At 70.0% G+C, this 23,842-nt stretch carries 21 protein-coding genes; 8 read left to right on the top strand and 13 right to left on the bottom strand.

Annotation, left to right across the window (positions count from 1 at the left end):
• Positions 1 to 22: 22 nt before the first annotated feature.
• From ACFYWI_RS15555 to ACFYWI_RS15515, 9 genes are all read right to left on the bottom strand, one after another.
• On the bottom strand, positions 23 to 3,718 hold the full coding sequence (locus tag ACFYWI_RS15555) for a ThuA domain-containing protein (protein ID WP_389231297.1): 3,696 nt from the start codon (positions 3,716 to 3,718) through the stop codon (positions 23 to 25).
• A gap of 330 nt (positions 3,719 to 4,048) precedes the next feature.
• The gene (locus tag ACFYWI_RS15550; RefSeq protein WP_389231294.1) at positions 4,049 to 5,056 is read right to left on the bottom strand and encodes a sugar phosphate isomerase/epimerase family protein; all 1,008 of its coding nucleotides are present in this window, start codon (positions 5,054 to 5,056) and stop codon (positions 4,049 to 4,051) included.
• 11 nt (positions 5,057 to 5,067) lie between these two features.
• The gene (locus ACFYWI_RS15545) at positions 5,068 to 6,333 is read right to left on the bottom strand and encodes a Gfo/Idh/MocA family protein (RefSeq protein ID WP_389231291.1); all 1,266 of its coding nucleotides are present in this window, start codon (positions 6,331 to 6,333) and stop codon (positions 5,068 to 5,070) included.
• Between the two features lie 197 nt (positions 6,334 to 6,530).
• Positions 6,531 to 7,577 (bottom strand): substrate-binding domain-containing protein, encoded by a 1,047-nt coding sequence (locus ACFYWI_RS15540; RefSeq protein ID WP_389231288.1) that lies wholly within the window; start codon positions 7,575 to 7,577, stop codon positions 6,531 to 6,533.
• Positions 7,578 to 7,658: 81 nt separating this feature from the next.
• A complete protein-coding gene (locus ACFYWI_RS15535) occupies positions 7,659 to 8,642 on the bottom strand; it encodes an ABC transporter permease (RefSeq protein WP_389231785.1) in 984 nt (327 codons plus the stop codon).
• A gap of 47 nt (positions 8,643 to 8,689) precedes the next feature.
• A complete protein-coding gene (locus tag ACFYWI_RS15530; protein WP_389231285.1) occupies positions 8,690 to 10,213 on the bottom strand; it encodes a sugar ABC transporter ATP-binding protein in 1,524 nt (507 codons plus the stop codon).
• Positions 10,214 to 10,297: 84 nt separating this feature from the next.
• Positions 10,298 to 11,479 carry an ROK family protein gene (locus ACFYWI_RS15525; protein ID WP_389231282.1) on the bottom strand — a complete coding sequence of 394 codons (1,182 nt, stop codon included), beginning with the start codon at positions 11,477 to 11,479 and terminating at the stop codon, positions 10,298 to 10,300.
• Between the two features lie 321 nt (positions 11,480 to 11,800).
• Positions 11,801 to 12,262, bottom strand: a complete 462-nt coding sequence (locus ACFYWI_RS15520) for an NUDIX domain-containing protein (protein ID WP_389231279.1) — start codon at positions 12,260 to 12,262, stop codon at positions 11,801 to 11,803.
• A gap of 55 nt (positions 12,263 to 12,317) precedes the next feature.
• Entirely contained in the window at positions 12,318 to 13,265 is a 948-nt protein-coding gene (locus ACFYWI_RS15515; RefSeq protein WP_389231276.1) for a beta-ketoacyl-ACP synthase III, read from the bottom strand.
• A 339-nt stretch (positions 13,266 to 13,604) separates the two neighbouring features.
• Between ACFYWI_RS15515 and fdhD the strand changes: the two genes are divergently transcribed.
• The gene (gene fdhD, locus ACFYWI_RS15510; protein WP_389231782.1) at positions 13,605 to 14,444 is read left to right on the top strand and encodes a formate dehydrogenase accessory sulfurtransferase FdhD; all 840 of its coding nucleotides are present in this window, start codon (positions 13,605 to 13,607) and stop codon (positions 14,442 to 14,444) included.
• Positions 14,445 to 14,472: 28 nt separating this feature from the next.
• On the opposite strand, the gene ACFYWI_RS15505 is transcribed toward fdhD, so the two are convergent.
• The gene (locus ACFYWI_RS15505) at positions 14,473 to 14,877 is read right to left on the bottom strand and encodes a (2Fe-2S) ferredoxin domain-containing protein (RefSeq protein WP_389231273.1); all 405 of its coding nucleotides are present in this window, start codon (positions 14,875 to 14,877) and stop codon (positions 14,473 to 14,475) included.
• Between the two features lie 67 nt (positions 14,878 to 14,944).
• Complete coding sequence (locus tag ACFYWI_RS15500; RefSeq protein ID WP_389231270.1) at positions 14,945 to 16,090, bottom strand: bile acid:sodium symporter family protein; 1,146 nt, start codon at positions 16,088 to 16,090, stop codon at positions 14,945 to 14,947.
• A gap of 124 nt (positions 16,091 to 16,214) precedes the next feature.
• On the opposite strand from ACFYWI_RS15500, the gene ACFYWI_RS15495 reads away from it, so the two are divergent.
• The 6 genes from ACFYWI_RS15495 (at position 16,215) to ACFYWI_RS15470 (ending at position 21,266) form a co-directional block, all read left to right on the top strand.
• Positions 16,215 to 17,087: a LysR substrate-binding domain-containing protein gene (locus tag ACFYWI_RS15495; protein WP_389231267.1), complete on the top strand. Its 873-nt coding sequence runs from the start codon at positions 16,215 to 16,217 to the stop codon at positions 17,085 to 17,087.
• A 286-nt stretch (positions 17,088 to 17,373) separates the two neighbouring features.
• Positions 17,374 to 19,173 (top strand): AMP-dependent synthetase/ligase, encoded by a 1,800-nt coding sequence (locus ACFYWI_RS15490; protein ID WP_389231264.1) that lies wholly within the window; start codon positions 17,374 to 17,376, stop codon positions 19,171 to 19,173.
• Complete coding sequence (locus ACFYWI_RS15485; RefSeq protein WP_389231261.1) at positions 19,170 to 19,391, top strand: hypothetical protein; 222 nt, start codon at positions 19,170 to 19,172, stop codon at positions 19,389 to 19,391. The genes ACFYWI_RS15490 and ACFYWI_RS15485 overlap by 4 nt, the downstream gene beginning before the upstream one ends.
• A gap of 249 nt (positions 19,392 to 19,640) precedes the next feature.
• Positions 19,641 to 20,474, top strand: coding sequence for an aldo/keto reductase (locus ACFYWI_RS15480; protein WP_389231259.1), 834 nt, complete (start codon positions 19,641 to 19,643; stop codon positions 20,472 to 20,474).
• 71 nt (positions 20,475 to 20,545) lie between these two features.
• Complete coding sequence (locus tag ACFYWI_RS15475) at positions 20,546 to 20,761, top strand: hypothetical protein (protein WP_389231256.1); 216 nt, start codon at positions 20,546 to 20,548, stop codon at positions 20,759 to 20,761.
• A 46-nt stretch (positions 20,762 to 20,807) separates the two neighbouring features.
• Positions 20,808 to 21,266: an RICIN domain-containing protein gene (locus tag ACFYWI_RS15470; RefSeq protein WP_389231253.1), complete on the top strand. Its 459-nt coding sequence runs from the start codon at positions 20,808 to 20,810 to the stop codon at positions 21,264 to 21,266.
• A 79-nt stretch (positions 21,267 to 21,345) separates the two neighbouring features.
• On the opposite strand, the gene ACFYWI_RS15465 is transcribed toward ACFYWI_RS15470, so the two are convergent.
• On the bottom strand, positions 21,346 to 21,783 hold the full coding sequence (locus tag ACFYWI_RS15465) for a hypothetical protein (protein WP_389231250.1): 438 nt from the start codon (positions 21,781 to 21,783) through the stop codon (positions 21,346 to 21,348).
• Between the two features lie 97 nt (positions 21,784 to 21,880).
• Here ACFYWI_RS15465 and ACFYWI_RS15460 point away from each other — a divergent pair, with 97 nt between their 5' ends.
• A complete protein-coding gene (locus ACFYWI_RS15460) occupies positions 21,881 to 22,543 on the top strand; it encodes a helix-turn-helix transcriptional regulator (protein WP_389231247.1) in 663 nt (220 codons plus the stop codon).
• A gap of 328 nt (positions 22,544 to 22,871) precedes the next feature.
• Here the strand turns inward: ACFYWI_RS15460 and ACFYWI_RS15455 are convergent, their stop codons facing one another.
• Entirely contained in the window at positions 22,872 to 23,825 is a 954-nt protein-coding gene (locus ACFYWI_RS15455; RefSeq protein WP_389231244.1) for an AraC family transcriptional regulator, read from the bottom strand.
• Positions 23,826 to 23,842: the final 17 nt, after the last annotated feature.

The following is a 23,842-nucleotide window of genomic DNA, read 5'->3' as shown; positions in this document are numbered from 1 at the left end:
CCGCCGTCGGCTTGCGGGCCGCCTACGAGGGCAGCTCCTTCAGCTGGATGTCCCGGAAGGACACCTGGTCGTCGGCCCCGTGGTTCTGGATGCCGATGTAGCCGTCCTCGAGGCTGCGGGCCGGGTCGGTGTTGGTGAAGTCGTTGATCTTCACTCCGTTGAGGAATATCTGGAGCCGTTCACCCCGGACCCGGATCTCGTAGCTGTTCCACTGGCCGGGTGGCCGCAGGACCTGGTCACGGACCTTGGTGTTCGCCGACCTGAAGCCGTAGACGGCGCCGGTGGTGCGGTCGGCGGCATCGGTGGCGTCGATCTGTACCTCGTATCCGTTGTTCACCGCGGACCACGGGTCGTCGGAGGCCGGGAATCCGACGAAGACACCGGAGTTGTCGTCGCCCTCCATCTTCCAGTCGAGCTTGAGGGAGTACGCCTTGAGCTCCTTGGCCTGGTACCAGAGCATGCCCATGCCGCCCTGGGTACGCAGTTCGCCGCCGGTGACGTCGAACCTGCCCGGCCCGGCCTGCTTCCAGCCCTCGAGCGTCCTGCCGTTGAAGATGTCCCGGTACCCGGTCCGCGGCTTGCAGTCGGCCGCCACCTGGCCGGCCGTGTAGCGCAGTCCACCGAGCAGGTGCTGACGGAAGGCCGGTTCGGCGTAGGACTCCTTGGTGTGGCCACCGCCGGTGTAGAAGGCGCGGCCGCCCTCGTAGGTCTGGCACCAGGCGATCGGATGGTCGCCCTTCATGGTGCCGCCCTGGTAGGTGGTCTCGTCGAGGGTGGCCAGTACCCGGGCCTGCGAGCGCGGGTTGGTGCGGTAGTTGTACCACTCGTCGGTGCGCTCCCAGGCCTCGTCCAGGTGGGCGGTGGCCGGGTGGGTGTGGTCCTCGACGCGTACGGTCGCGGGCTGGATGTGCGGGTGCGACTGGAAGTACGCGCCGACGAGGCCGCCGTAGAAGGACCAGTCGTACTCGGTGTCGGCGGCGGCGTGCACGCCCATGTAGCCGCCGCCGGTGGCGACGTAGTTCTCGAACGCCTTCTGCTGGTCGGCGTTCAGGACGTCGCCGGTGGTGGAGAGGAAAACCACCGCGTCGTACCGGGCGAGGTTGCTGGTCGTGAACTGTCCGGCCTCCTCCGTGGCGTCGACCGTGATGTTGCTGGTCGCACCGAGCTCCTTCAGCGCGGCGACGCCGGAGGCGATGGAGTCGTGGCGGAAGCCCGCCGTCCTGGAGAAGACCAGGACGCGCTTGGCGCTCCGGTCGACCGGGGTCCTGGAGAGCTCGAAGTCGTCGACGTCGTAGAGCGCTCCCGCACCGCCCTTGAAGGCCAGGAAGAGTTCGGTGGTCTTGCGGGGTACGGCCCGCAGGGCTATGTCGATGTCCTGGAAGGTCTCCCAGCCGCCGGTGACCGGTACGGGCGCCGAGCCGAGGATCGGACCGCCGGCAGAGCCGGTGCGCACCTCGAGGAAGCCGCCGGTGCCGCCGGAGGAAATCCGGGCGGTGAGCTTGGTGGACCCGGTGAGGTTGTAGGGCTTGAAGGAGATCCAGTCGCCGTCGTGGATGTCGCCGACGGTCCTGCCGCCGTGGGCGGCCGTCTTGTCGTAGGTCTTGATGCCCGAGGAGTCGGTGAAGTGCTCGGCCTGCCGGTGGCGCGGCTGGAGCTGCGCCTGGTCGTGGCTGGTCAGTGCGGCCTGGCCGCCGCCCCCGCCGTCGGTGTACTCGGCGTCGAGGACTCCGAAGATATTGGCGTCCTGGTCGTGGCCGCCGTCGGCGTCGGTCTTGATGGTGCCGGTGCAGCCGTGGGCCGAGGTGACGGGGTGGCCGTGGCTGTCATGGCCGAGGATGTAGGTCACCTTGACCTTGGTGCAGTCGATGGTGCCGTCCTCAGGATCGGTCACCGTCACCTTGAACGGGATTTCGTCCCCGAAGCTGAACAGGGCGCCGTCGACGGGAAGTTCGAGCGTGACCTTGGGCGCGGTGTTGCCGACGACGACATGGACGCTCGCGGAGCCGGTGCGGCCCGTGGAGTCCTTGGCGGTGACGGTCGCGGTGTAGGTGCCGTTCTTCTTGTACGTGTGGGTGGGATCGGCCGCGGTCGAGGTGCCCCCGTCGCCGAAGTCCCAGGCGTAGGTGAGGGCGTCGCCGTCGGCATCGGTGGTACCCGCGGAGGAGAAGGCGACCCGCAGGGGCGCCGTGCCGGAGGTCTTGTTCGCTGCTGCCCGGGCGACCGGGGAGCGTCCGTCGGTGGCGTTCTCGATGCGGTACAGGCCCGAGTTCTCGTCGCCGCCGAACCAGGCGGTGCCGTAGTCGAGTACGTACAGCGCACCGTCGGGCCCGAAGGCCATGTCCATGATCTGGGTTCCGGTCCAGGCGACGGGGTTGATGGACTGGACGGTGCCGTCCTCGCCCTGTTCGATCCGCTTGATCCAGCGCCGGCCGAACTCACCGGCGAAGAAGTCCCCGTCGTACTCCTCGGGGAACTTCACCGGGGATGTCGACTCGGCGTCGTAGCGGTAGACGGGTCCGCCCATCGGGGACTCGGAGCCGGTGCCGAACTCGGGTACCGATCCGCCGTTGTACGGGATCCATGCCTTCTGCGCGGGCGGCAGGTCGACGAGTCCGGTGTTGTGCGGCGACTCGTTCCTCGGGGCCGCGCAGTCGAAGGCCGCGCCGGAGGTCTTGGTGGCGAAGTCGTAGTCGCGGTAAGCCTCGTTGTCGCCGGTGCAGAACGGCCAGCCGAAGTTGCCGGGGCCACTCACCCGGGCGAACTCGACCTGACCGGCCGGTCCGCGGTTCGGGTCGGCGGCGCCGGCGTCGGGACCGTAGTCGCCGACATAGACGATGCCGGTCTTCTTGTCGACGCTGAACCGGAAGGGATTGCGAAAGCCCATGGCATAGATCTCGGGCCGGGTCCTGTCGGTGCCGGGGGCGAAGAGGTTGCCGTCGGGTATGGAGTACGACGCGTCGTCGTTGACCTTGATGCGCAGGATCTTGCCGCGCAGGTCGTTGGTGTTGCCGGAGGTGCGACGGGCGTCGTAGGCCGGGTTGCGTCCGGGCCGGTCGTCGATGGGCGTGTAGCCGTCGGAGGCGAAGGGGTTGGAGTCGTCACCGGTCGACAGGTAGAGATTGCCGGCGGCGTCGAAGTCGATGTCGCCGCCGACGTGGCAGCAGATGCCGCGGGTCGCCGGGATGTCGATGATCCTTTTCTCGCTGGCGTTGTCGAGGGTGTCGTCGGCCTTCAGCGCGAAGCGGGAGAGCCGGTTGACGCCGTCGAACCTCGCGAAGTCCTCGGGGGTGCCCTCGTTGGGGGCATCGCCCGTGGGGGTACTCAGCGGGGGCGCGTAGTAGAGGTAGATGAAGCGGTTCTCGCTGAACTTCGGGTCCAGACCGATGCCTTGGAGGCCTTCCTCGTCGTGCGAGTAGACCGGGATGCTGCCCACCACGCGGGTGTTGCCCGCGGCGTCGGTCATCCGCAGTTCGCCGTCCCGGGAGGTGTGCAGCACGCTGCGGTTCGGCAGGACGGCCAGCGACATGGGTTCGCCGGTCTCCTCACCGCCCTTGGCGAGGGTGACCTGCTGGAATTCCGCGGCGGCCGCGGCGGCGGCGGCCTCCGGGTCGGCGGCGGTTGCCGTCTGCGGGGCGGTGAGGGCGAGCGAGGTGGCGGCGAGAAGGCCGCAGGTGAGGAGTGCGAGCGCCTTGCGTGCTCCGAGCCTTTTTCTGTGCACGAATGTCCTCCGGTAGTGGCCGGTCGAACGGGCGGGTTGCCGTGGAGTGCTGGGCCGGGGCCGGTTCGCGCCGAGACGCGCGGCCGGCCCTCGTCGCGGTGCTGTGCGCACCGCGCGCCGGGCTTGTTCCGTGGAACCGGAGTGCGCCGTCACACCGGGGACCACCTGTGTCCTGTACGCCTCATGGGACGGTAGCCGGGTTCGTCCTGGACCGAAAGCCCTTGTGCAGCCAGGAAGTTGAACTTCTTCCCGCTTGAGGACAAAGCCGCACCAGGGCAGCCGGGACCGGCCCGGCGGCGTACTGCCGCCGGGGCTCGCACCTGCAGTCTTCTATTGGCCGCCGCTGCCGAAGGCAGCGTCGAAGGAGGCCCCGGGCGGGTCGAAATCGAACCGCTTCAGATCGGCAAGCGCTTGTGGCGCACCCATCATCCGGTCCATTCCCGCGTCCTCCCACTCCACCGAGACCGGGCCGTCGTAGCCGATGGAGCGCAGCATCCGGAATACGTCCTCCCAGGGCACATCGCCGTGTCCGGCCGAGACGAAGTCCCAGCCTCGGCGCGGATCGCCCCAGGGCAGATGGGAGCCGAGCCGCCCGTTGCGCCCGTCCAGACGCTTACGGGCCTCCTTGCAGTCGACGTGGTAGATCCGGTCCCGGAAGTCGTACAGGAAGCCGACCGGATCCAGGTCCTGCCAGACGAAGTGGCTGGGGTCGAAGTTGAGCCCGAAGGCCGGCCGGTTGCCGACCGCCTCCAGGGCGCGCTTGGTCGTCCAGTAGTCGTAGGCGATCTCACTGGGATGGACCTCGTGCGCGAAGTGCACGCCCTCGGTGTCGAACACGTCGAGGATCGGGTTCCAGCGCTCCGCGAAGTCCTCGTAGCCGCGCTCGATCATCCGCTCGGGCACCGGCGGGAACATCGCCACCAGATGCCAGATCGACGATCCGGTGAAGCCGACGACCGTACGGACCCCGAAGGCCGCCGCGGCCCGTGCGGTGTCCTTCAGCTCGGCCGCCGCCCGCTGCCGTACGCCTTCGGGTTCACCGTCGCCCCAGATCCGGGCGGGCAGGATGCCCTGGTGTCGCCCGTCGATGGGGTTGTCACAGACTGCCTGCCCCACCAGATGGCTGGAGATCGCCCAGCACTGGAGGCCGTACTTGTCCAGCAGCGCATGCCGCCCGTCCACGTACGAGGTGTCGGCGAGCGCCTTGTCGACCTCGAAGTGGTCGCCCCAGCAGGCGAGTTCGAGGCCGTCGTAGCCGAAGTCCCGGGCGAGCCGGCAGACCTCCTCCAGCGGCAGATCGGCCCACTGGCCGGTGAACAGCGTGAACGGACGTGGCATCGGACCTCCTCCTAGTGCTGTGCCTGGACGGCTTGGACCGCCTGCTGAACTGCCTGAACTGCGCGGACCGTCGGTACGGGGGTGTAGGCGGCGTTCCTCTCCGCGCTCTCCGCCACGGCCGCGAGCACCCTCTGGACCTGCAGACCGTCGGCGAACGAGGGTGCCGGGTCGGCCTTGGCGGCGATCGCCTCGACCAGGTCGCGGGCCTGGTGGGCGAAGGTGTGCTCGTAGCCGAGGGCGTGGCCGGGCGGCCACCATGCCTCGAGATACGGATGGTCGGCCTCGGTGACCAGGATCCGGCGGAAGCCGGCGGTGGTGGCGGGCTCACCGTGGTCGTGGAAAGACAGCTCGTTGAGCCGCTCCAGGTCGAAGGAGAGCGAACCCAGTTCTCCGTTGATCTCGAGCCGCAGCGCGTTCTTGCGGCCCGCGGCCATCCGGGTCGCCTCGAAGGAGGCCAGCGCTCCCGAGGCCAGCCGCCCGGTGAACAGCGCGGCGTCGTCGACGGTGACCGGACCACGCTCGACGGTGACCGGACCGCAATCCATCCCGCCGGACGCCGAGAGGCCCGCGGACGCCGCCTGGAGCAGCGGCCGCTCCCGGACGAACGTCTCCAGCTGCGCCGACACCCCGACGAGCAACTCCCCCGACAGATACTGCGCGAGATCCACGATGTGCGCACCGAGGTCGCCGAGCGCGCCGGACCCGGCGTGCTCGGCCTTGAGCCGCCAGGTCAGCGGGAACTGCGGATCGACCAGCCAGTCCTGCAGGTAGACGACCCGTACATGCCGCAGCTCGCCCAGCCGGCCCTCGGCGATCAGAGCGCGGGCGTAAGCGATCGCGGGCACCCGGCGGTAGTTGAAGCCGACCATGGCCAACTGACCGCGCCCCCTTGCCTGTTCGGCGACGGCGACCATGGCCTCGGCCTCGTCCACCGAGTTGGCCAGAGGTTTCTCGCACAGGACGTGCTTGCCCGCCTCCAGCGCCGCGATCGCGATCTCCGCATGGCTGTCCCCCGGTGTGCAGATGTCGACCAGCTGCACATCGTCGCGGGTGACGAGGGCGCGCCAGTCGGTCTCCGCCGCGGCCCAGCCGTGTTTGTCGGCCGCGGCCCGCACGGCCCGCGCGTCACGGCCGCCGATCGCGGCGAGGACCGGCCGCAGGGGCAGGTCGAAGACACGTCCGGCGGTGCGCCACCCCTGCGAGTGGGCGGCGCCCATGAACGCGTAGCCGACCATGCCGACGCCGAGTGTCGGGGCCTCACTGTCCCTCAGTTCCATCGGTCTCCTCGCGAGGTGACCACCGGCGTCAGCCGGTGGGGGAATCGCATCCCTGGTCTGTGATGGCTTGCTCACGTCCCGTGAGGGACCGGTTCGGGCTGGACCGCGACCCTTCGGCCGGAAGCCCCCCTCTTCGGGTTGGGCGCAAAGTCACACGGTTCCTCCTCGTCATGAGCGCAATGAGGGATCAACGCCGGTCAGCTGAAGCCGGTGGGCAGGTAGGCGTCGACGTTGTCCTTGGTCACGACGGCCGAGTACAGGGTCAGCGAGGCGGGGATCTCCAGCTCCGCCATGCCGCCGATGCCCTTGCCCTGCCCGAGAGCGCGGGCGAGGTCGATGGCGGAGGCCGCCATGGTCGGCGGGTACAGGACGGTGGCCTTGAGAACGCTGTTGTCGGCCTTGATGGCGTCCATCGCGGACTTGGCTCCCGCGCCGCCGACCATCAGGAAGTCCTTGCGGCCGGCCTGCGCGATGGCGCGCAGCGCGCCCACGCCCTGGTCGTCGTCGTGGTTCCACAGAGCGTCGAACTTCGACTGGGCCTGGAGCAGTTGGGCCATCTTGGCCTGGCCCGACTCGACGGTGAAGTCGGCGGCCTGGCGGGCCACTTTCTTGATGTTGGGGTAGTTCTTCAGGGCGTCGTCGAAGCCCTGGGTGCGTTGCTTGGTCAGCTCGAGGTTGTCGAGTCCGGCCAGTTCGATGACCTTGGCGCCGGGCTTGTCCTTGAGCTGCTCGCCGATGAAGTTTCCGGCGTTGAGGCCCATGCCGTAGTTGTCGCCGCCGATCCAGCAGCGGTACGCCTGCGGGGACGCGAAGATGCGGTCCAGGTTGACGACCGGGATGCCGGCCTTCATGGCCTGCAGTCCGATCTGGGTGAGCGCCTTGCCGTCGGCCGGCAGGATCACCAGGACGTCGACCTTCTTGTTGATCAGGGTCTGGACCTGGCCGATCTGGACCGCGGTGTCGTTGGACCCCTCGGTGATCTCCAGGGTCACGTCGGAATACTTCTCGGCACGGGACTTGGCGTTGACGTTGATGGCGTTCAGCCATCCGTGGTCGGACTGTGGTCCGGCGAAGCCGATGGTGACGGGCTTGCCCGGCTTGTCGTCGACCGACGGTACGTTCTGTGCGCCCGGCTCCTGCTTCTTGGGTTCGTTGCTGGTGCAGGCGGTCAGCAGCGCGCCGGCGGAGACTGCGGCGGTGCCGAAGATCAGGCTTCTGCGGCTGGTGGCCGGGATTTCTGGCATGACGGATCAACCCTTCAGCTGGGCGGTTGGGCAGGTGGGGGAAAGGAGGGGCAGGAAGCAGGGGCGGGAAGGCGTCGGCGGTCAGGCCTCGCCCCCGCGCAGGGTGCGGTGCTGGATCAGTACGGCGGCGACGATGATCGCGCCCTTGGCGATCTGCTGAACGGCGCTCTCCAGGTTGTTGAGCGCGAAGATGTTGGTGACGGTCGTGAAGACGAGGACGCCGAGCACCGAGCCGGCGATGGTGCCCCGGCCTCCGCTGAGGAGCGTGCCGCCGATGATCGCGGCGGCGATGGCGTCGAGTTCGTACAGATTGCCGTTGGTGTTCTGCCCCGAGCCCGCGAGGACGATCAGCATGAAGGCCGCGATGCCGCAGCACAGTCCGGACAGCAGGTAGAGGTGGAGCCGCTGGCGGCGTACGTCGATACCGGCGAGCCGCGCGGCCTCCGCGTTGCCGCCGACGGCAACCGTGCGGCGGCCGAAGGTGGTGCGGTTGAGCAGCAGCCAGCCGACGGCCGTGACCGCGGCGAAGACCAGAACCAGCGGCGGGATGCCCAGGATGTAGGCGTCCTTGACACCGAGGTCGAGCACGGAGTCGACGGTGACGATCTGCGTCTTGCCGTCGGTGAGCTGCAGGGCGAGACCGCGGGCCGCGGCGAGCATGGCCAGGGTGGCGATGAACGGCACCATCGAGCCGTAGGCGATCAGCAGTCCGTTCACACCTCCGCAGCTCACCCCGACGATCACGGCGGTGAAGAGGATGCCGGCGAATCCGTACTCCTGGGTGGCGACGGTCGTCGCCCATACGGAGGCGAGCGCCACGATCGCGCCGACCGAGAGATCGATGCCGCCGCTGGTGATCACGAAGGTCATGCCGACGGTGACGACACCGATGACGGATGCCTGCGTGAGGACCAGTTGCAGATTGCTCGTGGCGAGGAACTCGTCGGGCTTGGTGATGCCGCCGACCGCGATCAGCACGGCAAGGACGCCGAGCAGCGAGAGACTGCGGACATCGACGCGCAGTCCGAGCGGTGCCCGCGGGCGCCTGTCCGCCGGTGCGGACATGGCGGCGGTCACGGGCGTATCCTGCTGCGCCGGAGAGGCTGGGGGCGTCATGCCGTCGGGCTCCCTTCCATCACAAGGTCGAGTACGCGGTGCTCGTCGAGCTCCCGGGCGTCCGCCGTGTGCACGACGCTGCCCTCGCGCAGCACCAGCACCCGGTCGGCGAGGCCCAGGACCTCGGGTACTTCGCTGGACACGAGAAGTACGGCGAGGCCTTCGTCGGCCAGCCTGCGGATCACGGCGTAGAGCTCGGCGCGGGCGCCGACGTCCACACCACGGGTGGGCTCGTCCAGCAGCAGCACCCGGCAGCCGCGCAGCAGCCAGCGGGCGAGGACGGCCTTTTGCTGGTTGCCGCCGGACAGGGTGCGGATGCGTGCGTCGGGGTTGTCGGGGCGCAAGGACAGTTCCCTGGTCGCCTGTTGTGCGGCCGCCCGCTCCCGGCGGCGGTCGAGCCAGCCGGCGCGGGCGAAGCGGGAGAGGGTGGACAGGGAGACATTGCTGGTGACGGACTCCAGCATCAGCAGCCCTTGCGCCTTGCGCTCCTCGGGGGCGAGCCCGATGCCGGCTCGGACGGCGGCGCGTACGCTTCCGGGGCGCAGCGCGCTGCCGTCGACGAGGACACGGCCCGCGCTCGGCCTGCGGGCTCCGTAGATCGTCTCCAGGATCTCCGAGCGTCCGGAGCCGACGAGTCCGGCGAGGCCGACGATCTCCCCGGGCCGCAGCTCCAGGTCGACGGGGGCGAACTCGCCTTCCCGGCTGAGCCCTTCGACCCGCAGCACGGGCTCTTCGGCGGCGGCGACAGCGTTGTCGGGCCGCTCGGGGAAGACGTACTCGACATTGCGCCCGGTCATCAGAGCGACGACTTCGCGGGTCGGGGTGGACTTGGCGGGCAGTCCGACGGCGACCGCCCGGCCGTCCTTGAGCACGGTCACCCGGTCGCCGATACGGCGGATCTCCTCGAGGCGGTGGGAGATGTAGACGACGGCGACGCCGTCGGCGGTCAGGTCGCCGACGATACGGAAGAGGTTGTCGACCTCGTCGGGATCCAGGGCGGCGGACGGCTCGTCCATCACGATGAGGCGCACCTCGTGGGAGAGGGCGCGGGCCATGGAGACGATCTGCTGCTGGGCCGCGGAGAGCCCGCCGACCAGGCGGGCGGGGTCGATCTCCGGGTGCCCGAGTCGCCCGAGCAGCCGGGCCGCCGCGGTGCGGGCCGTGCCGGAGCGTACGACGAACCCGGCGGAGGTGGGCTCGTGGCCGAGGTGGACGTTCTCGGCCACCGACAGCCCTTCGACCAGGTCGAGTTCCTGGTAGATGGTGGCGATACCGAGGCGCATGGCGGCGATCGGGGACTTGAGGGAGACCGGCTCGCCGCGCCAGGTGATCTCTCCGCCGTCGGGCTGGTGGGCTCCGGAGAGCACCTTGATCAGGGTGGACTTGCCGGCACCGTTCTGGCCGAGGAGGCAGTGGACCTCGCCGGCGTGGACCTCCAGGTCCACGCCGTCCAAGGCGCGGACGCCGGGGAACGACTTGGTGATCTCGGACATGGTGAGCAGGGGTGGTTCTGGTGCCATGACACATCCCCTCGGCGGGTGCGGCCGGTGAGCGGGCAGGGTGGGACCAGGTGCGGTGTGCGGTGGTGCGGACCGGCCGAAGGATCAGGCCGGCGAGAACAGGTGGTCGCTGATGAGCCGGGCCGCGCCGATCACTCCGGCGGCGGGGCCCAACTCGCCCAGCACAATGGGCAGATTGCCGGTGGCCAGCGGCAGGGACTGCCGGTAGACCTGGGTGCGTACGCTCGCGAGCAAGGTGTGCCCGAGGCCCGTCACACCGCCGCCGATCACTACCAGTCCCGGGTTGAAGAAGCTGACGAGGCCCGCGATGACCTGGCCCACGCGATTGCCTCCCTCGCGGATGAGCCCGAGGGCGGTGGCATCACCGGCGGCCGCGGCCGCCGACACATCGAGGGCCGTGAGGTGGCCTGCCGTCTCGAGCCGCACGGCGAGCTCGGGCGAGCGCCCACTGCGGGCCGCGTCCTCGGCGTCGCGGGCGAGGGCGGCACCGCTGAAGTGCGCTTCCAGGCAGCCGTGGTTGCCGCAGGCACAGGCCCGGCCGTCCGGTTCGACCTGGATGTGTCCGATGTCGCCCGCGCTGCCCGTCGTACCGCGGTAGACCTCACCGCCGACGACGATGCCGCAGCCGATGCCGGTGCCGATCTTGACGCAGAGGAAGTCGCCGACGGAGCGGGCGACTCCGGCGTGCTGCTCCCCCATCGCCATCAGATTCACATCGTTGTCGACCATGACCGGGCAGCCCAGGTCCTGGCTGAGCGCCTCGCGGACCGGGAAGCCGTCCCAGCCCGGCATGATCGGCGGTGCGACCGGCACACCTTCGGGGAAGCGGACCGGGCCGGGGACACCGATCCCGGCCCCGTCGAAGCTTTCGGCGAGTCCGGACGCCTTGAGTTTGGCGGCCATGGACAGCACCTGCTCGAAGACGGCAACCGGGCCTTCGCGCACGTCCATGGGCTGGTTGAGATGCCCGAGGACCTCCAGCTCCGCGTTGGTGACGGCCACGTCGATCGAGGTGGCCCCGATGTCGACGCCGAGGAAGCGCAGCGCGGGCGCCAGCCGGATGTTGTGGGAGCGGCGGCCGCCGCGGGAGGCGGCCAGTCCGTCCGCGACCACAAGTCCGGTCTCCAGCAGCCGGTCGACCTCGACGGCGAGCTTGGAACGGGAGAGGTCCACCTGGTCGCCCAGCTGAGCACGGGAGTTGGGCCCTCCGTCGCGCAGCAACCGGAGCAGTCGAGCCTGATGTGCGTTCGCGGGTCGAGCGGTCATTCGTCTCACGTGCCCCTCCCCTCTCCTGGCCTTCGGCATGGGGAACCCCAACTCAGGCTCTCCTTCGGGCTTTCGAGGGGAACGTAGCAGCGCTTTGCCCAACTGGGAAGAAGTTGAGCGCAGTTCTGGTACGACTTTCCCCACACCCGGGACAAAGATGGGGCACGGCCGACGGCAGGCCCTGTACGGCGCACGGGGCGTGGGCCGACGAGGCCGTCGGCCTGCGCCGTCGCGACAGCCTCTCGCCCAAGGCCCTCGAGCCGACACGGGGTCAGGGATCAGGGATCAGGAACGGGGCCGGAGAAAAGTCACGGCCAACGGTCACAGGAGCGGAGCCAGCCGTTCGAGGAAGACCCGCTGACCGGCCACCAGTTTCGGGCGCGCTTCCTCGATGCCGAGCCACTCGGCCCGGTCGATCTCGGGGAACTCCCGCATCACGCCCGAGCCCCTCGGCCACTCCATCGTGAAGGTGCCCGGCACGACGAGCCCGGTGTCCAGGTCGCCCTCCATCGCCCACACCGTCACGAGTTTGCCGCCCGGCTGCCGGACCTCGCCGAGCGGGTGCCAGTCGCCTTCGGGCGGCTGAAGCCCGAGCTCCTCCTCGAACTCCCGGCGCGCGGCGGCCATCGGCTCCTCGTCGTCGCCGTACTCCCCCTTCGGCACGGACCAGGCCGCCTCGTCGCGCGACTGCCAGAACGGGCCGCCCATATGGCCGATGAGAACCTCGGGCTTCCCGTTCCTACGACGGAAGAGCAGCAGTCCGGCACTTCGTTTCGTCACCATGCCGTCAGTTTGCCCCGCTTCGGCGGGCCTGGCGTACGCCTGAGCTGTGCGCAGGTCAGGGGCAGCGGATGACCTGTCCCGCGTACGAGAGGTTTCCTCCGAAGCCGAACAGCAGGACCGGATCTCCCGTCACGATCTCCCCGCGCTGCACCAGCTTGGACAGCGCCATGGGGATCGAGGCGGCCGAGGTGTTGCCGGACTGCACGACATCACGCGCGATCACGGCGTTCACCGCGCCGATCTTCTGCGCGACCGGCTCGATGATCCGCAGATTGGCCTGGTGCAGCACCACGGCCGCGAGTTCCTCGGGCGCGACTCCCGCCCGCTCGCAGACCTTACGGGCGATGGGCGGCAGCTGCGTCGTGGCCCAGCGGTAGACGGACTGGCCCTCCTGCGCGAACCGCGGCGGAGTGCCCTCGATCCGCACGGCATGCCCCATCTCCGGTACGGAACCCCACAGCACGGGGCCGATGCCCGGCTCCTGGCCGGGATCGGTAGCCTCCACCACGGCCGCACCGGCGCCGTCGCCGACGAGCACACAGGTGCTGCGGTCGGTCCAGTCGGAGATCTCCGTCATCTTGTCCGCGCCGATGACCAGCGCGCGGGTGGCCGCTCCGGCCCGTACGGTGTGGTCGGCCGTGGCGAGCGCGTGAGTGAAGCCCGCGCACACGACATTGATGTCCATCACCGCGGGTGAGCGCATGCCCAGCCGGGCGGCGACACGAGCCGCCATGTTCGGCGAGCGGTCGATCGCGGTGGAGGTGGCGACCAGCACCAGGTCGATGTCCTCGGGCATCAGCCCGGCGGATGCCAGGGCCTTCGCGGCGGCCTGGGCGGCAAGCTCGTCGACCGGCTCGTCGGGGCCGGCGACGTGCCGGGTCTCGATCCCGACACGGCTGCGGATCCACTCGTCACTCGTGTCGACCATGGCCGCGAGGTCGTCGTTGGTGAGCACCTTGGCGGGCTGGTGGTGCCCGAGTGCGACGACACGTGAGCCGGTCATGGATGGAAGTCCCCTCGAAAGACAGTCAGGAGCCACCCAGTCTTGGCTGCTACCAACCGGTACAAGGGCAGGTGATCCCACAGCTTCGCGGCCCGGTCTTTGGAGCTTCCGGGAGAGTGCGACCCGGGGATTCCCGTCGGTGACCGATGGTGACCGACAGCGACCGTACACAACGGCCCTTGGCTGTCCGCATCATGCGGGAACAACCTCTCTCTGCACGTGCGTGACAATGAGATCGTCGAGGTCACCCCGCCGCACGACAACCCGGTGACCCACGGCATCCTCCGCATCCAGGGCCGTTGCGGCTGCCAACCACCTTCAGAACCGGGACTGATCACCATGGGACGGGTCACCGAGCGCCGCCGTACCATCCGGATCCGGGACGGTGCCGTCTCGACCCGGCCGGACACCCTGGTCGCCGAGGAACCCATGGAGATCCGTCTGAACGGCAAGCCGCTCGCCATCACCATGCGCACCCCCGGCGACGACTTCGCGCTGGCGGCGGGCTTCCTGGTCAGCGAGGGTGTGATCTCCTCGGCGGCGCACGTGCGCTCGATCGTGTACTGCGCGGGGGCCACGGACAATGGCTCGAACACGTACAACGTGGTGGATGTGCAGCTCGCGCCCGGTGTTCCGGTTCCCGACATCACGCTGGAGCGCAATGTCTACACGACGTCGTCGTGCGGGCTGTGCGGGAAGGCGAGCATGGACGCGGTCCGTACGACCGCGCACTTCCCGATCGCCGACACTCCCCCGGTCCGGATCGAGCCCGCGCTGCTCGCCGGCTTCCCCGACCTGCTGCGGGCGGCCCAGCGGGTCTTCGACCGGACCGGGGGCCTGCACGCGGCCGCGCTGTTCTCGCCCGAGGGCGAACTGCTCGACATACGGGAGGACGTGGGCCGGCACAACGCGGTCGACAAGCTGGTCGGGCGGGCGCTGCAGGACGGCCGGCTGCCGCTGTCCCGGGTGATTCTGCTGGTGTCGGGGCGGGCGTCGTTCGAGCTCGCCCAGAAGGCGGTGATGGCGGGCATCCCGGTGCTGGCGGCGGTGTCCGCGCCCTCCTCGCTCGCGGTGGACCTGGCCGCGGAGACCGGGCTGACCCTGATCGGTTTTCTGCGTGGAGCCAATATGAACGTGTATGCGGGCGAGGAACGCATCGCCCTCGGCACCGAGGTCTGATGCGCCCCGTCGCACGGGACACGGACCCTCAGCGCATCCTGCGGCGGGCGTCCGAGGGCGGCGGGATCACTTGTAGCTCGAGGGTGGCCGGGACGTCGGAGACACCGGGGCCGCCGGCGCTCGCCCAGGCTATGACGTCGTCGGTCACATCGTCGTCGAGGGCCCAGCCGATCCAGGCGGCGCGGGCGCCGCGGCGGCGGCCCTCGGTGGAGGGCTGGACCACGATGACATTGGCCTGTCCGCAGGGGCCGAGACAGTCGCTCGTCCGCACGGCGAGCCGCCCGTCCGAGGCGGCCGCCGCCTCGCGCAGCCGGGCCAGTTGACCCTCGTGATCGGTCCCGGGGTTCTTGCGTGCGTCACCGCAGCAGCAGCCGCGGCACACGACCAGAGTGCACGGGCGGGGTCCGAAGGGGCGCAGGGCGTACGTCGTCACCCGGCGATCTTGCCAGCCGCAGCGCGCGTGCGGGTCGGCGAGACGTCGCGGCCGGGCGAGTCCTTGGTCACGTCCCGCGGGGGGCCTCGGTCGTTGCAGGAGGACCCGGTGAGGGGCGGAGTTCCGTGGAGGTACCGTCGGCCTCCATATCCACCACCAGCCACGGCGTGGGCTCTGCCGCCCGGCGGCGCCCCGGGGTCCGCGATCCGGTCGAGGCGGGCTGCCCGGACACTTCCCCGCCGCGGCTGCGCCGCTTGGCGATCACCGCGCACACCATCAGCTGCATCTGGTGGAACAGCATCAGCGGCAGGACCGCCAGGCTCGCCTGCGCCCCGAACAGGACCGCCGCCATGGGCAGCCCCGCCGCCAGGCTCTTCTTCGAGCCGGCGAACTGGATCGCGATGCGGTCCGCACGCCCGAAGCCCAGGCGCTTCGCACCGAACCAGGTCAGTGTCAGCATCGCCGCGAGCAGCAGCGCCTCCACGCCGAGGAGCGCACCCAGCCGGGCCGGGGTGACCTGGTGCCAGACGCCCTCGACCATGCCCTCGCTGAAAGCGGTGTAGACGACCAGCAGGATCGAGCCCCGGTCGACGTGACCGAGCGTCCGCTTGTGGCGGACCAGCAGTCCGCCGACCCATCGGCGCAGCAACTGCCCCGCCAGGAACGGCACCAGCAGCTGGAGCACGATCTTCAGCAGCGAGTCCGCCGAGAAGCCCCCCGCGCCGCCGCCCAGCAGCAGGGCGGCGAGCAGCGGCGTGAGGACGATGCCGGCGAGGCTGGAGAAAGAGCCGGCGCAGATGGCCGCGGGCACGTTGCCACGGGCCAGGGAGGTGAAGGCGATCGACGACTGGATCGTGGACGGCACCAGGCACAGGAACAACAGCCCGGCGGCGAGCTCCGGGGTCAGTACGAGGGGCTGGAGCCCACGGGAGGCGGCAAGCCCCAGCAGCGGGAAGGCCACGAAGGTCGCCGCGAGCACCGTCAGGTGCAGGCGCCAGTGGCGCAGCCCGTCGAGTGCCTCGCGCGTCGACAGGCGTGCTCCGTAGAGGAAGAAGAGCAGGGCCACCGCTCCGGTCGAGGCGCCGCTCGCGATGTCGGCCGCGCTGCCCGACGCGGGCAGGAGCGCCGCGAGGAGCACGGTTGCGAGCAGCGCCAGGATGTACGGGTCGATCGGCAGCCAGGACGGCAGCTGCGGGGTGCGGCGGCGGCTCATGCGCTCCACTTGCTTTCGGTTCAGGGCGTGCCCGCTCCATGGTCCCCCTCTCTGCGCCGATCGGGAATCCCGTACACCGCTCTCACTGTCATCACGGATCGCGATGACGAGCTATCGTCGGTCCATGTACGACCCGACGCAGCTGCGCACCTTTCTGGCCGTCGCGCAGACGCTGAGTTTCACCCAGGCCGCGCGCCGGCTCGGGCTTCGCCAGTCCACGGTGAGCCAGCATGTGCGCCGGCTCGAGGAGGCGACGGGGCGGCAGCTGTTCACACGGGACACGCACAGCGTGGAGCTGACCGAGGACGGCGAGGCGATGCTCGGCTTCGCCCGGACGATCCTGCAGGCGCACGAGCGGGCCGCCGCGTACTTCACCGGCACCCGGCTGCGCGGCCGGCTGCGGTTCGGGGCCTCGGAGGACTTCGTACTGACCCGGCTCCCCGAGATCCTGGAGTCGTTCCGCCGCGATCACCCCGAGGTCGACCTGGAGCTGACGGTCGAACTCTCCGGAACGCTGCACGCGCGGCTGGAGGCGGGGCGGCTGGATCTGGTGCTGGCCAAGCGCCGGGCGGGGGCGACACACGGCGAACTGGTCTGGCGGGACCGCATGGTGTGGATCGCGGCCGACGGCGTACGACTGGACCCCGACCGGCCCGTTCCGCTGATCCTCTTCCCGCCTCCCGCCGTCACCCGGGCCCGCGCCCTCGACGTACTGGAGCGCGACGGCCGTGCCTGGCGCATCGCGTGCACCAGCGGGAGCCTCAGCGGCCTGGTGGCCGCGGCCCGGGCCGGCCTGGGCGTGATGGCGCACACCCACGGCCTGATCCCGCCCGGCCTGGTCCCGGTTCCCGACCGGGTCGGCCTGCCGGATCTCGGCACCGTGGACTTCGTGCTGTTGCACGGCCATCGCCGCAACACGGCCCAGGAGGCGGCGTCCGCCCTCGCCGACGCACTGCTCGCGGCGGGCGACCGCCTGCACGGGCCGGCCGGCCGCTGACCGGCCGGGGCCCGTACAGGTACGGACCAGGACGTCGCACGGTAGAGCGGCCGTGACCACGTCGTACAGATTCCGTGGAGATTCCGGCCCGGTCTGCTTACTCCAGGGTCAGTAATCGGCGCACACATTCCCTTCCATGGCCCGATTTCCGTGGCTGACCTGTGTCGATTCCATACATTCACACTTCACGCGGCCCCTCCCGCCCGCAGAATCGGTGGGGTAGCGTCACGGCGCTGTGCGGAGCGCCACAAGGAGCAGGCCATTGCGCGAGTTCACTGTCCCACCCATGGCCGCAGCGCCTCAGGTCGGCGGACTGGCGGATGCGGTCTTCGATCATGCCCTGGACGATCCCGACCGGGTCGCGCTGTGCCGCAAGGACAACTCCGGCCAGTGGCAGGACGTGACGTCCGCCGAATTCCGCGACGAGGTGCTGGCGCTGGCCAAGGGCCTGCTCGCGCAGGGCGTCCGGTTCGGGGACCGGGTCGCGCTGATGTCCCCCACGCGCTACGAGTGGACACTCTTCGACTTCGCGCTCTGGACGGTCGGCGCGCAGTCGGTGCCCATCTACCCCACCTCGTCCGCGGAGCAGGTCCACTGGATGCTCCACGACGCCGAGGTGTCCGCCTGTGTGGTGGAGCACGAGGACCACGCCATGACCATCGGCTCGGTGATCGACCAACTGCCGCAGCTGAAGCGGCTGTGGCAGCTGGACGCCGGCGCGGTGGCCGAACTGTTCGAGGCGGGTGCGCACATCGACGACGAGACGGTGCAACGGCACCGGCGCGCGGTGACCCCCGACTCGGTCGCCACCATCATCTACACCTCGGGCACCACCGGCCAGCCCAAGGGCTGTGTGCTCACCCACTCCCACTTCATGTTCGAGACCGACACTCTCATCGAGCGCTGGGAGCCGGTCTTCCACTCCAAGCCGGGTGACGAGGCCGCAACACTGCTCTTCCTCCCACTGGCCCATGTCTTCGGCCGGATGGTGGAGGTCGCCGCGATCCGCGGCCGGGTCAAGCTCGGCCATCAGCCGGTGCTCCAGGCGGCGGCGCTGCTTCCCGATCTGGCCACGTTCCGGCCGACCTTCATCCTGGCCGTGCCCTACATATTCGAGAAGGTGTTCAACGCTGCCCGCCGCAAGGCGGAGCTCGCCGGCAAGCTGGGACCCTTCGACAAGGCCGTCGAGGTCTCGGTGAGGTACGCGGAGGCGATGGAGCACCGGGCGTTCGGCATCGGTCCCGGTCCTTCGGCCGCGCTGCGGCTGCAGCACCAGCTCTTCGAGAAGCTGGTCTACAGCAAGGTGCGCGACGCGATGGGCGGCCGGGTACGGCACGCCATGTCCGGCGGCTCGGGCATGGACCGTCGCCTCGGCCTGTTCTTCGAGGGCGCGGGCGTCACCATCTTCGAGGGGTACGGACTGACCGAGTCGTGCGCGGCCGCGACCGCCAACCCGCCCGAGCGCACCCGCTACGGCACGGTCGGCCAGCCGATCCCGGGGACGACCGTGCACATCGCCGAGGACGGCGAGGTGTGGCTGCACGGCGGCCAGGTCTTCTCCGGGTACCTGGGCGACCCGAAGGCCACCGACGCCGTGCTGCGCGACGGCTGGCTGGCGACCGGTGACCTCGGTGCGCTCGACGAGGACGGCTATCTGACCATCACCGGCCGCAAGAAGGAGATCCTGAAGACGTCGGGCGGCAAGAGCGTGTCGCCCGCGGGTCTGGAGGAGCGGGTACGGTCGCATCCGCTGGTGGCCCAGTGCATCGTCGTCGGCAACGACCGCCCGTACATCGCGGCGCTCGTCACCGTCGACCAGGAGGCCGTGGACCACTGGCTGTCCATCCAGGGCAAGGCCCTGCTGCCGCCGGCCGATCTGGTGCGCGACCCGGATCTGGAAATGGAGATCCGCCGCGCGGTGGTGGCCGCCAACACGTCCGTCTCCAAGGCCGAGTCGATCCGTACGTTCCGGATCCTCGCCCATCCCTTCAGTGAGGAACACGGCCTGCTCACACCGTCGTTGAAGCTGAAGCGGAAGGCGATCGAGAAGGCGTACGCGGTCGAGGTGGAGGCCCTCTACCAGTGAGCACCCGGCCCGCCGTGACGACCGTGCCCGTGGCGCTCACGCCCCACGGGGCGGCCCGTGTCGTCGTCGCCGACGGCGACCAGCGCAGCTGCCAGGACGCGGCGCTCGCCGCCATGGCGGAGCCGGGCAGCCCGGCCGTGCCGCCGAGTGCCGCGCCCAGTACTGCTCTGCGTGATGCCGTCATGTCCCTCACGTCGCTGCGAGTTGTTCGTTCCTGATCAGAAGGGTGCTGGCGGCGGGAGCGTCCGGACCGGGATACGGCTGCGTGGCCGCACCGAACTCCACGAGTTCACATGGGCGACCCGCGTTCATTCACCTGCCCAAGCGTTGCGCGTTGACGAGCCGGGTCAATGGTCTGGACCGAAGGGCCGGAGCTACATCTCGCCAACTTCGGTGGCGGGAATGGGAGCGCGGAGGTGATCGTTGACCATGTGCGTACCAACCGACGACGTAAGGAACGACCGCTCGTGAGCAAGGTCCCTTCCCTGACCCTCAACAACGGTGTCCCGATGCCGCAGCTCGGCTTCGGTGTATGGCAGGTACCCGACGACGAGGCGGCGAAGGCGGTCGCCACGGCCCTGGATGCCGGCTACCGCAGCATCGACACCGCGGCCGTCTACAAGAACGAGAAAGGCACGGGCAGGGCCCTTGCGGCCTCCGGAATCGCCCGTGACGACCTCTTCGTCACCACCAAGCTGTGGAACAGCGACCAGGGCTACGACTCGACGCTGCGCGCCTTCGACGCCTCCCTCGACAAACTGGGCCTCGAATACGTCGACCTGTACCTGATCCACTGGCCTCTGCCCTCGAAGAACGCCTACGTGGACACGTACAAGGCCTTCGAGAGGATCTACGCGGACGGCCGCGCCAAGGCGATCGGCGTGTCGAACTTCCTCCCCGAGCACCTCGAGCGACTGCTGGGCGAGACCGAGATCGTGCCGACCGTGAACCAGATCGAACTGCACCCGCAGCTCGCCCAGTCCGCGTTGCGCGCCTTCCACGAGCGGCACGGCATCACGACGGAGGCATGGTCCCCGCTGGGCTCGGGCAGGGGCCTCCTCGAGGTCCCGACGATCGTCGCCGTCGCCCACAAGCACGGGCGCACCCCTGCCCAGGTGGTGCTGCGCTGGCACCTGCAGCTCGGCAATGTGGTGATCCCCAAGTCCGTGACCCCGTCGCGGATCCGGGAGAACATCGACGTGTTCGACTTCGAACTGGACGCCGACGACCTGGCGGCCTTCGCCGCCCTGGACGAGGGCAAGCGCCTGGGTCCCGACCCGGCGACGTTCGACATGGGCTGAGCGGTGTGAAGGAACCGGCGCAGCCGCGGCGACCGCCTTCGCCGCCCTTCACCACGGAGTCCGGACAGTACATGGAGTTCGAGGAGGACGCGCTTCTGATGGCCCAGGGGCAGGCGGTGACCGTGCGGTACCGTCCCGCCTCCCCTGCCCGTTCCGCCACCGTCATGGGACCGGGCGGGGCGTGGTCGCCGTTGTTCGGGCAGCTTCTCGGGATCTTCGTCACGGGGATGTTCACGCAGCTGGGCCTGGCCTGGGTGCGGGTGGGCTTCGAGCAGGTCCAGCGTTAGCGGCCGGGAGCGGTGCCGGGTGGCAGGACGAGCGAAGGAGCGGGAAGTGAACGGGGCGATGCCACCAGGGCTCTTCCTGGTACGGAACGTCGGCAGCGGGCTGCTGCTGGAGGTGTACGGCGGGGCCAGGGGCGGCGGCGCCGTCGTACAGCAGGGCAAGGACACCGGCGCGCCCGCCCAGCGGTGGCAGATCGATCCGGTGCCGGGCGGGAGCGGGCTCCACCACTTCGTCAGCGCGGCGAGCGGAAAGCGGCTGGACGTCGCGAACGCCTCGACGGACAACGGGGCCCGCATCCAGCAGTGGCGGGCCAACAACTTCGGTGCCCAGGAGTGGATCATCGAGCAGCATCTCGACGCGCCCGGCACGGTCACCATCGTCAGCTTCATCAGCGGGCTGTTGCTCGAAGTCGCGGACGGCAGCAGCCAGGAGGGCGCGCGCATCCAGCAGTGGGAGGACACCGACTCCCCCGGTCAGTGGTGGCGGCTGGAGCCGGTCTCCCCGTGACCGGGTACGGCGCGCCCCCGTCGGCCGCCGCCCGGTATCCGTTCCCCGATCCGGCCCGGATGCGGGGTCGCCACGGCCCTCAGCTCGGCCCCTGCCTGCCGGTGGCGTACTTGTCGGCGAGCCTGGCAAGCGCCACCGCGGCGACCAGCAGTCCGAAGTCGCGCAGCGCGATGTCGTAGTGGCCGGGGATGCTCAGCAGGTTGACGATGATGCCGGCGAGCCATCCGGCGACCAGCCAGCCTCCGAAGCGTGGCGCGATCGCGACGACCAGGCCTGCCACGATCTCGATCACACCTACGGCATACATCGCCGCCTGGGCGCTGCCCGGAACGATGCCGTCGATCCACGGCGCGAGGTAACCGGGCCAGTCGACGAGGAGATTGGCGAACTTGTCCAGGCCGAACAGGATCGGCGCCACCGTGAACACGATGCGCAGGCAGAGGAACGCCTGATGGCCGGGATCCGAGAGCGCGGCCCGCCGGGGGGAGACGGACGGTGCGGACAGGGGTGCGGACATGACCCCTCCTTCTCTTGAGTCTTCTATCTACAACTTCCATTAACGATAGAAGCCCCTTCGCTCTTAAGTCAATGACCGTGGGTTTTACACTGGTGCCGTGGACCATGACTCAGACCTCTCCGCAGTCGCCGCTCTCGACGAGCCCACCCGCAGGCGGTTGTACGACCACGTCGTACGGCAGATGGCGCCGGTCGGTCGCGACGAGGCCGCCGAGGCTCTGGGCCTCGCGCGGCAGACCGCCGCATTCCATCTGGACCGTCTCGCCGACGAAGGCCTGCTCGATGTCGTGTACGAACGGCGCAGCGGACGCAGCGGCCCCGGCGCGGGACGGCCCGCCAAGCTCTACCGGCGCTCTTCGAGGCAGGTCAGCGTCAGCCTGCCGGGGCGTCGCTACGACCTCGCCGGGCGGCTGCTCGCGCAGGCGCTGGAAGAGTCCGAGGCCACGGGTGAGCCACCACGGGCGGTACTCCACCGCAAGGCCCACGAGGTGGGCAAGGAGCTGGGTGCGCAGGACGGTGCCGGCGCCCTGGATCTCCTGGAGCGGTACGGGTTCGAACCGCACCTCGAGGGAGATGCCGTGGTCCTCCGGAACTGTCCCTTTCACGCGCTGGCCCGAGAACACACCGAGACGGTGTGCGGCATGAACCTCCACCTGCTGAACGGCTTTCTCGAGGGACTGAACGAGACCGGCCTCCACGCGTGTCTGTCGCCCGCCCCCGGCCGGTGCTGCGTCCGCCTGGAACCGGCCTCGGGCCACTAGGCCAACCGCCGTCCGCCGAGGCGCGGTTGCGTACTCGCCCGATTGAGGAAGCCCCCGCCGGGTCCCGTCGGGCGGTGTGCACCATATGCGCGGTCAGCAGATGTGTGTCGGCCCGTTGGCGCAGGCCCTGCCGGTCGTCGGGGCCGAGCAGCCGGCCCGGATCCGACCGAGGGCAGCGCGCTGATCACCCAGGTGGCGCACCGCGTTGTCCGCCCGGATCAGGTCCGTGTCGCCCAACTCGGCGACATCACCCGTGGCTTCGGCACACATGGTACGGAACCGCCCGGGCCGGCCCGGGCCGTGTGCTCGGCGGCCCGCGCCGAGGTCGTCAATGTGCGTGCCGTGGCAACAACGCGCCCGTGCGGTGCTCCTGCGGGCTGATGCCGCGTACCCGCTTGAAGGCGGCGCTGAGCGCGAACGAACCGCTGTAGCCGACCTTCCTGGCGATCGCCTCCACCGTCGCATCGCTCTCGCGCAGCAGATCCGCGGCGAGCGCCATCCGCCAGCCGGTGAGGTACGCCATCGGCGGCTCACCCACAAGATCGTTGAAGCGTCGGGCCAGTCCGGCCCGGGAGACCCCGCACTTGGCAGCCAGCGAGGCGACGGTCCACGGGTGCGCCGGATCGTCCTCGAGCAGCCGCAGCGCCCGGCCGACGATCGGGTCGCCCATGGCCCGGTACCAGCCCGGGGCCTCGGCGTCGGGGCGCGAGAACCAGTCCCGCAGCACCGCGATCAGCAGCAGGTCCAGGACCCGGTCGAGCACCACGCTCTGGCCGGGCTCGTCGCGGGAGATCTCCTGGTCGAGCACCGGCATGAGGGGACAGTCCCAGGCATCGGCGGGCAGCCGCAGCGTCGGGGGCAGGGCGTCCAGCAGCCGCCCGCTGACCTCCCCCTGCATCTGGTACGTCCCGATCAGCATGGTGGTCGAGCCGTCGGCGGCGTTGCCCCACGTCCGTACGCCCAGGTGCATGCTCTGGGCGAGCGGCTCGCCCTGGAGTGTGTGGCAGGTCCCGCCCGGGCCGATGCGTGCCCGCGGCGCCCTGTCGGGGGTGTCGGCCACGGTGTACGGCTCGGGGCCCCGGGCGATGGCCACATCGCCGGGGCGCAGCAGCACGGGCCGGCCCGCGTCGGGCACGAGCCATGCCTCTCCTTCTGTGACGCACATCAGACACAGCGGCGCGTGGTCCTCGATGCGGATCGACCACGGCGGTTCCATCACCATCCGCAGCACAAAGGCGCCCCTGGCGCGCGGCCCCTCCAGAAGTCCGGCGAGAGCGTCCATGACAGCAAGCGTAGACG

Origin of the sequence: Streptomyces sp. NPDC002889 (assembly GCF_042888425.1) — a bacterium.
In the GTDB taxonomy this organism is placed as follows: Bacteria; Actinomycetota; Actinomycetes; order Streptomycetales; family Streptomycetaceae; genus Streptomyces.
The sequence above is the reverse complement of the archived record's forward strand: the minus strand, read 5'-3'. Positions and strand labels throughout refer to the sequence as shown.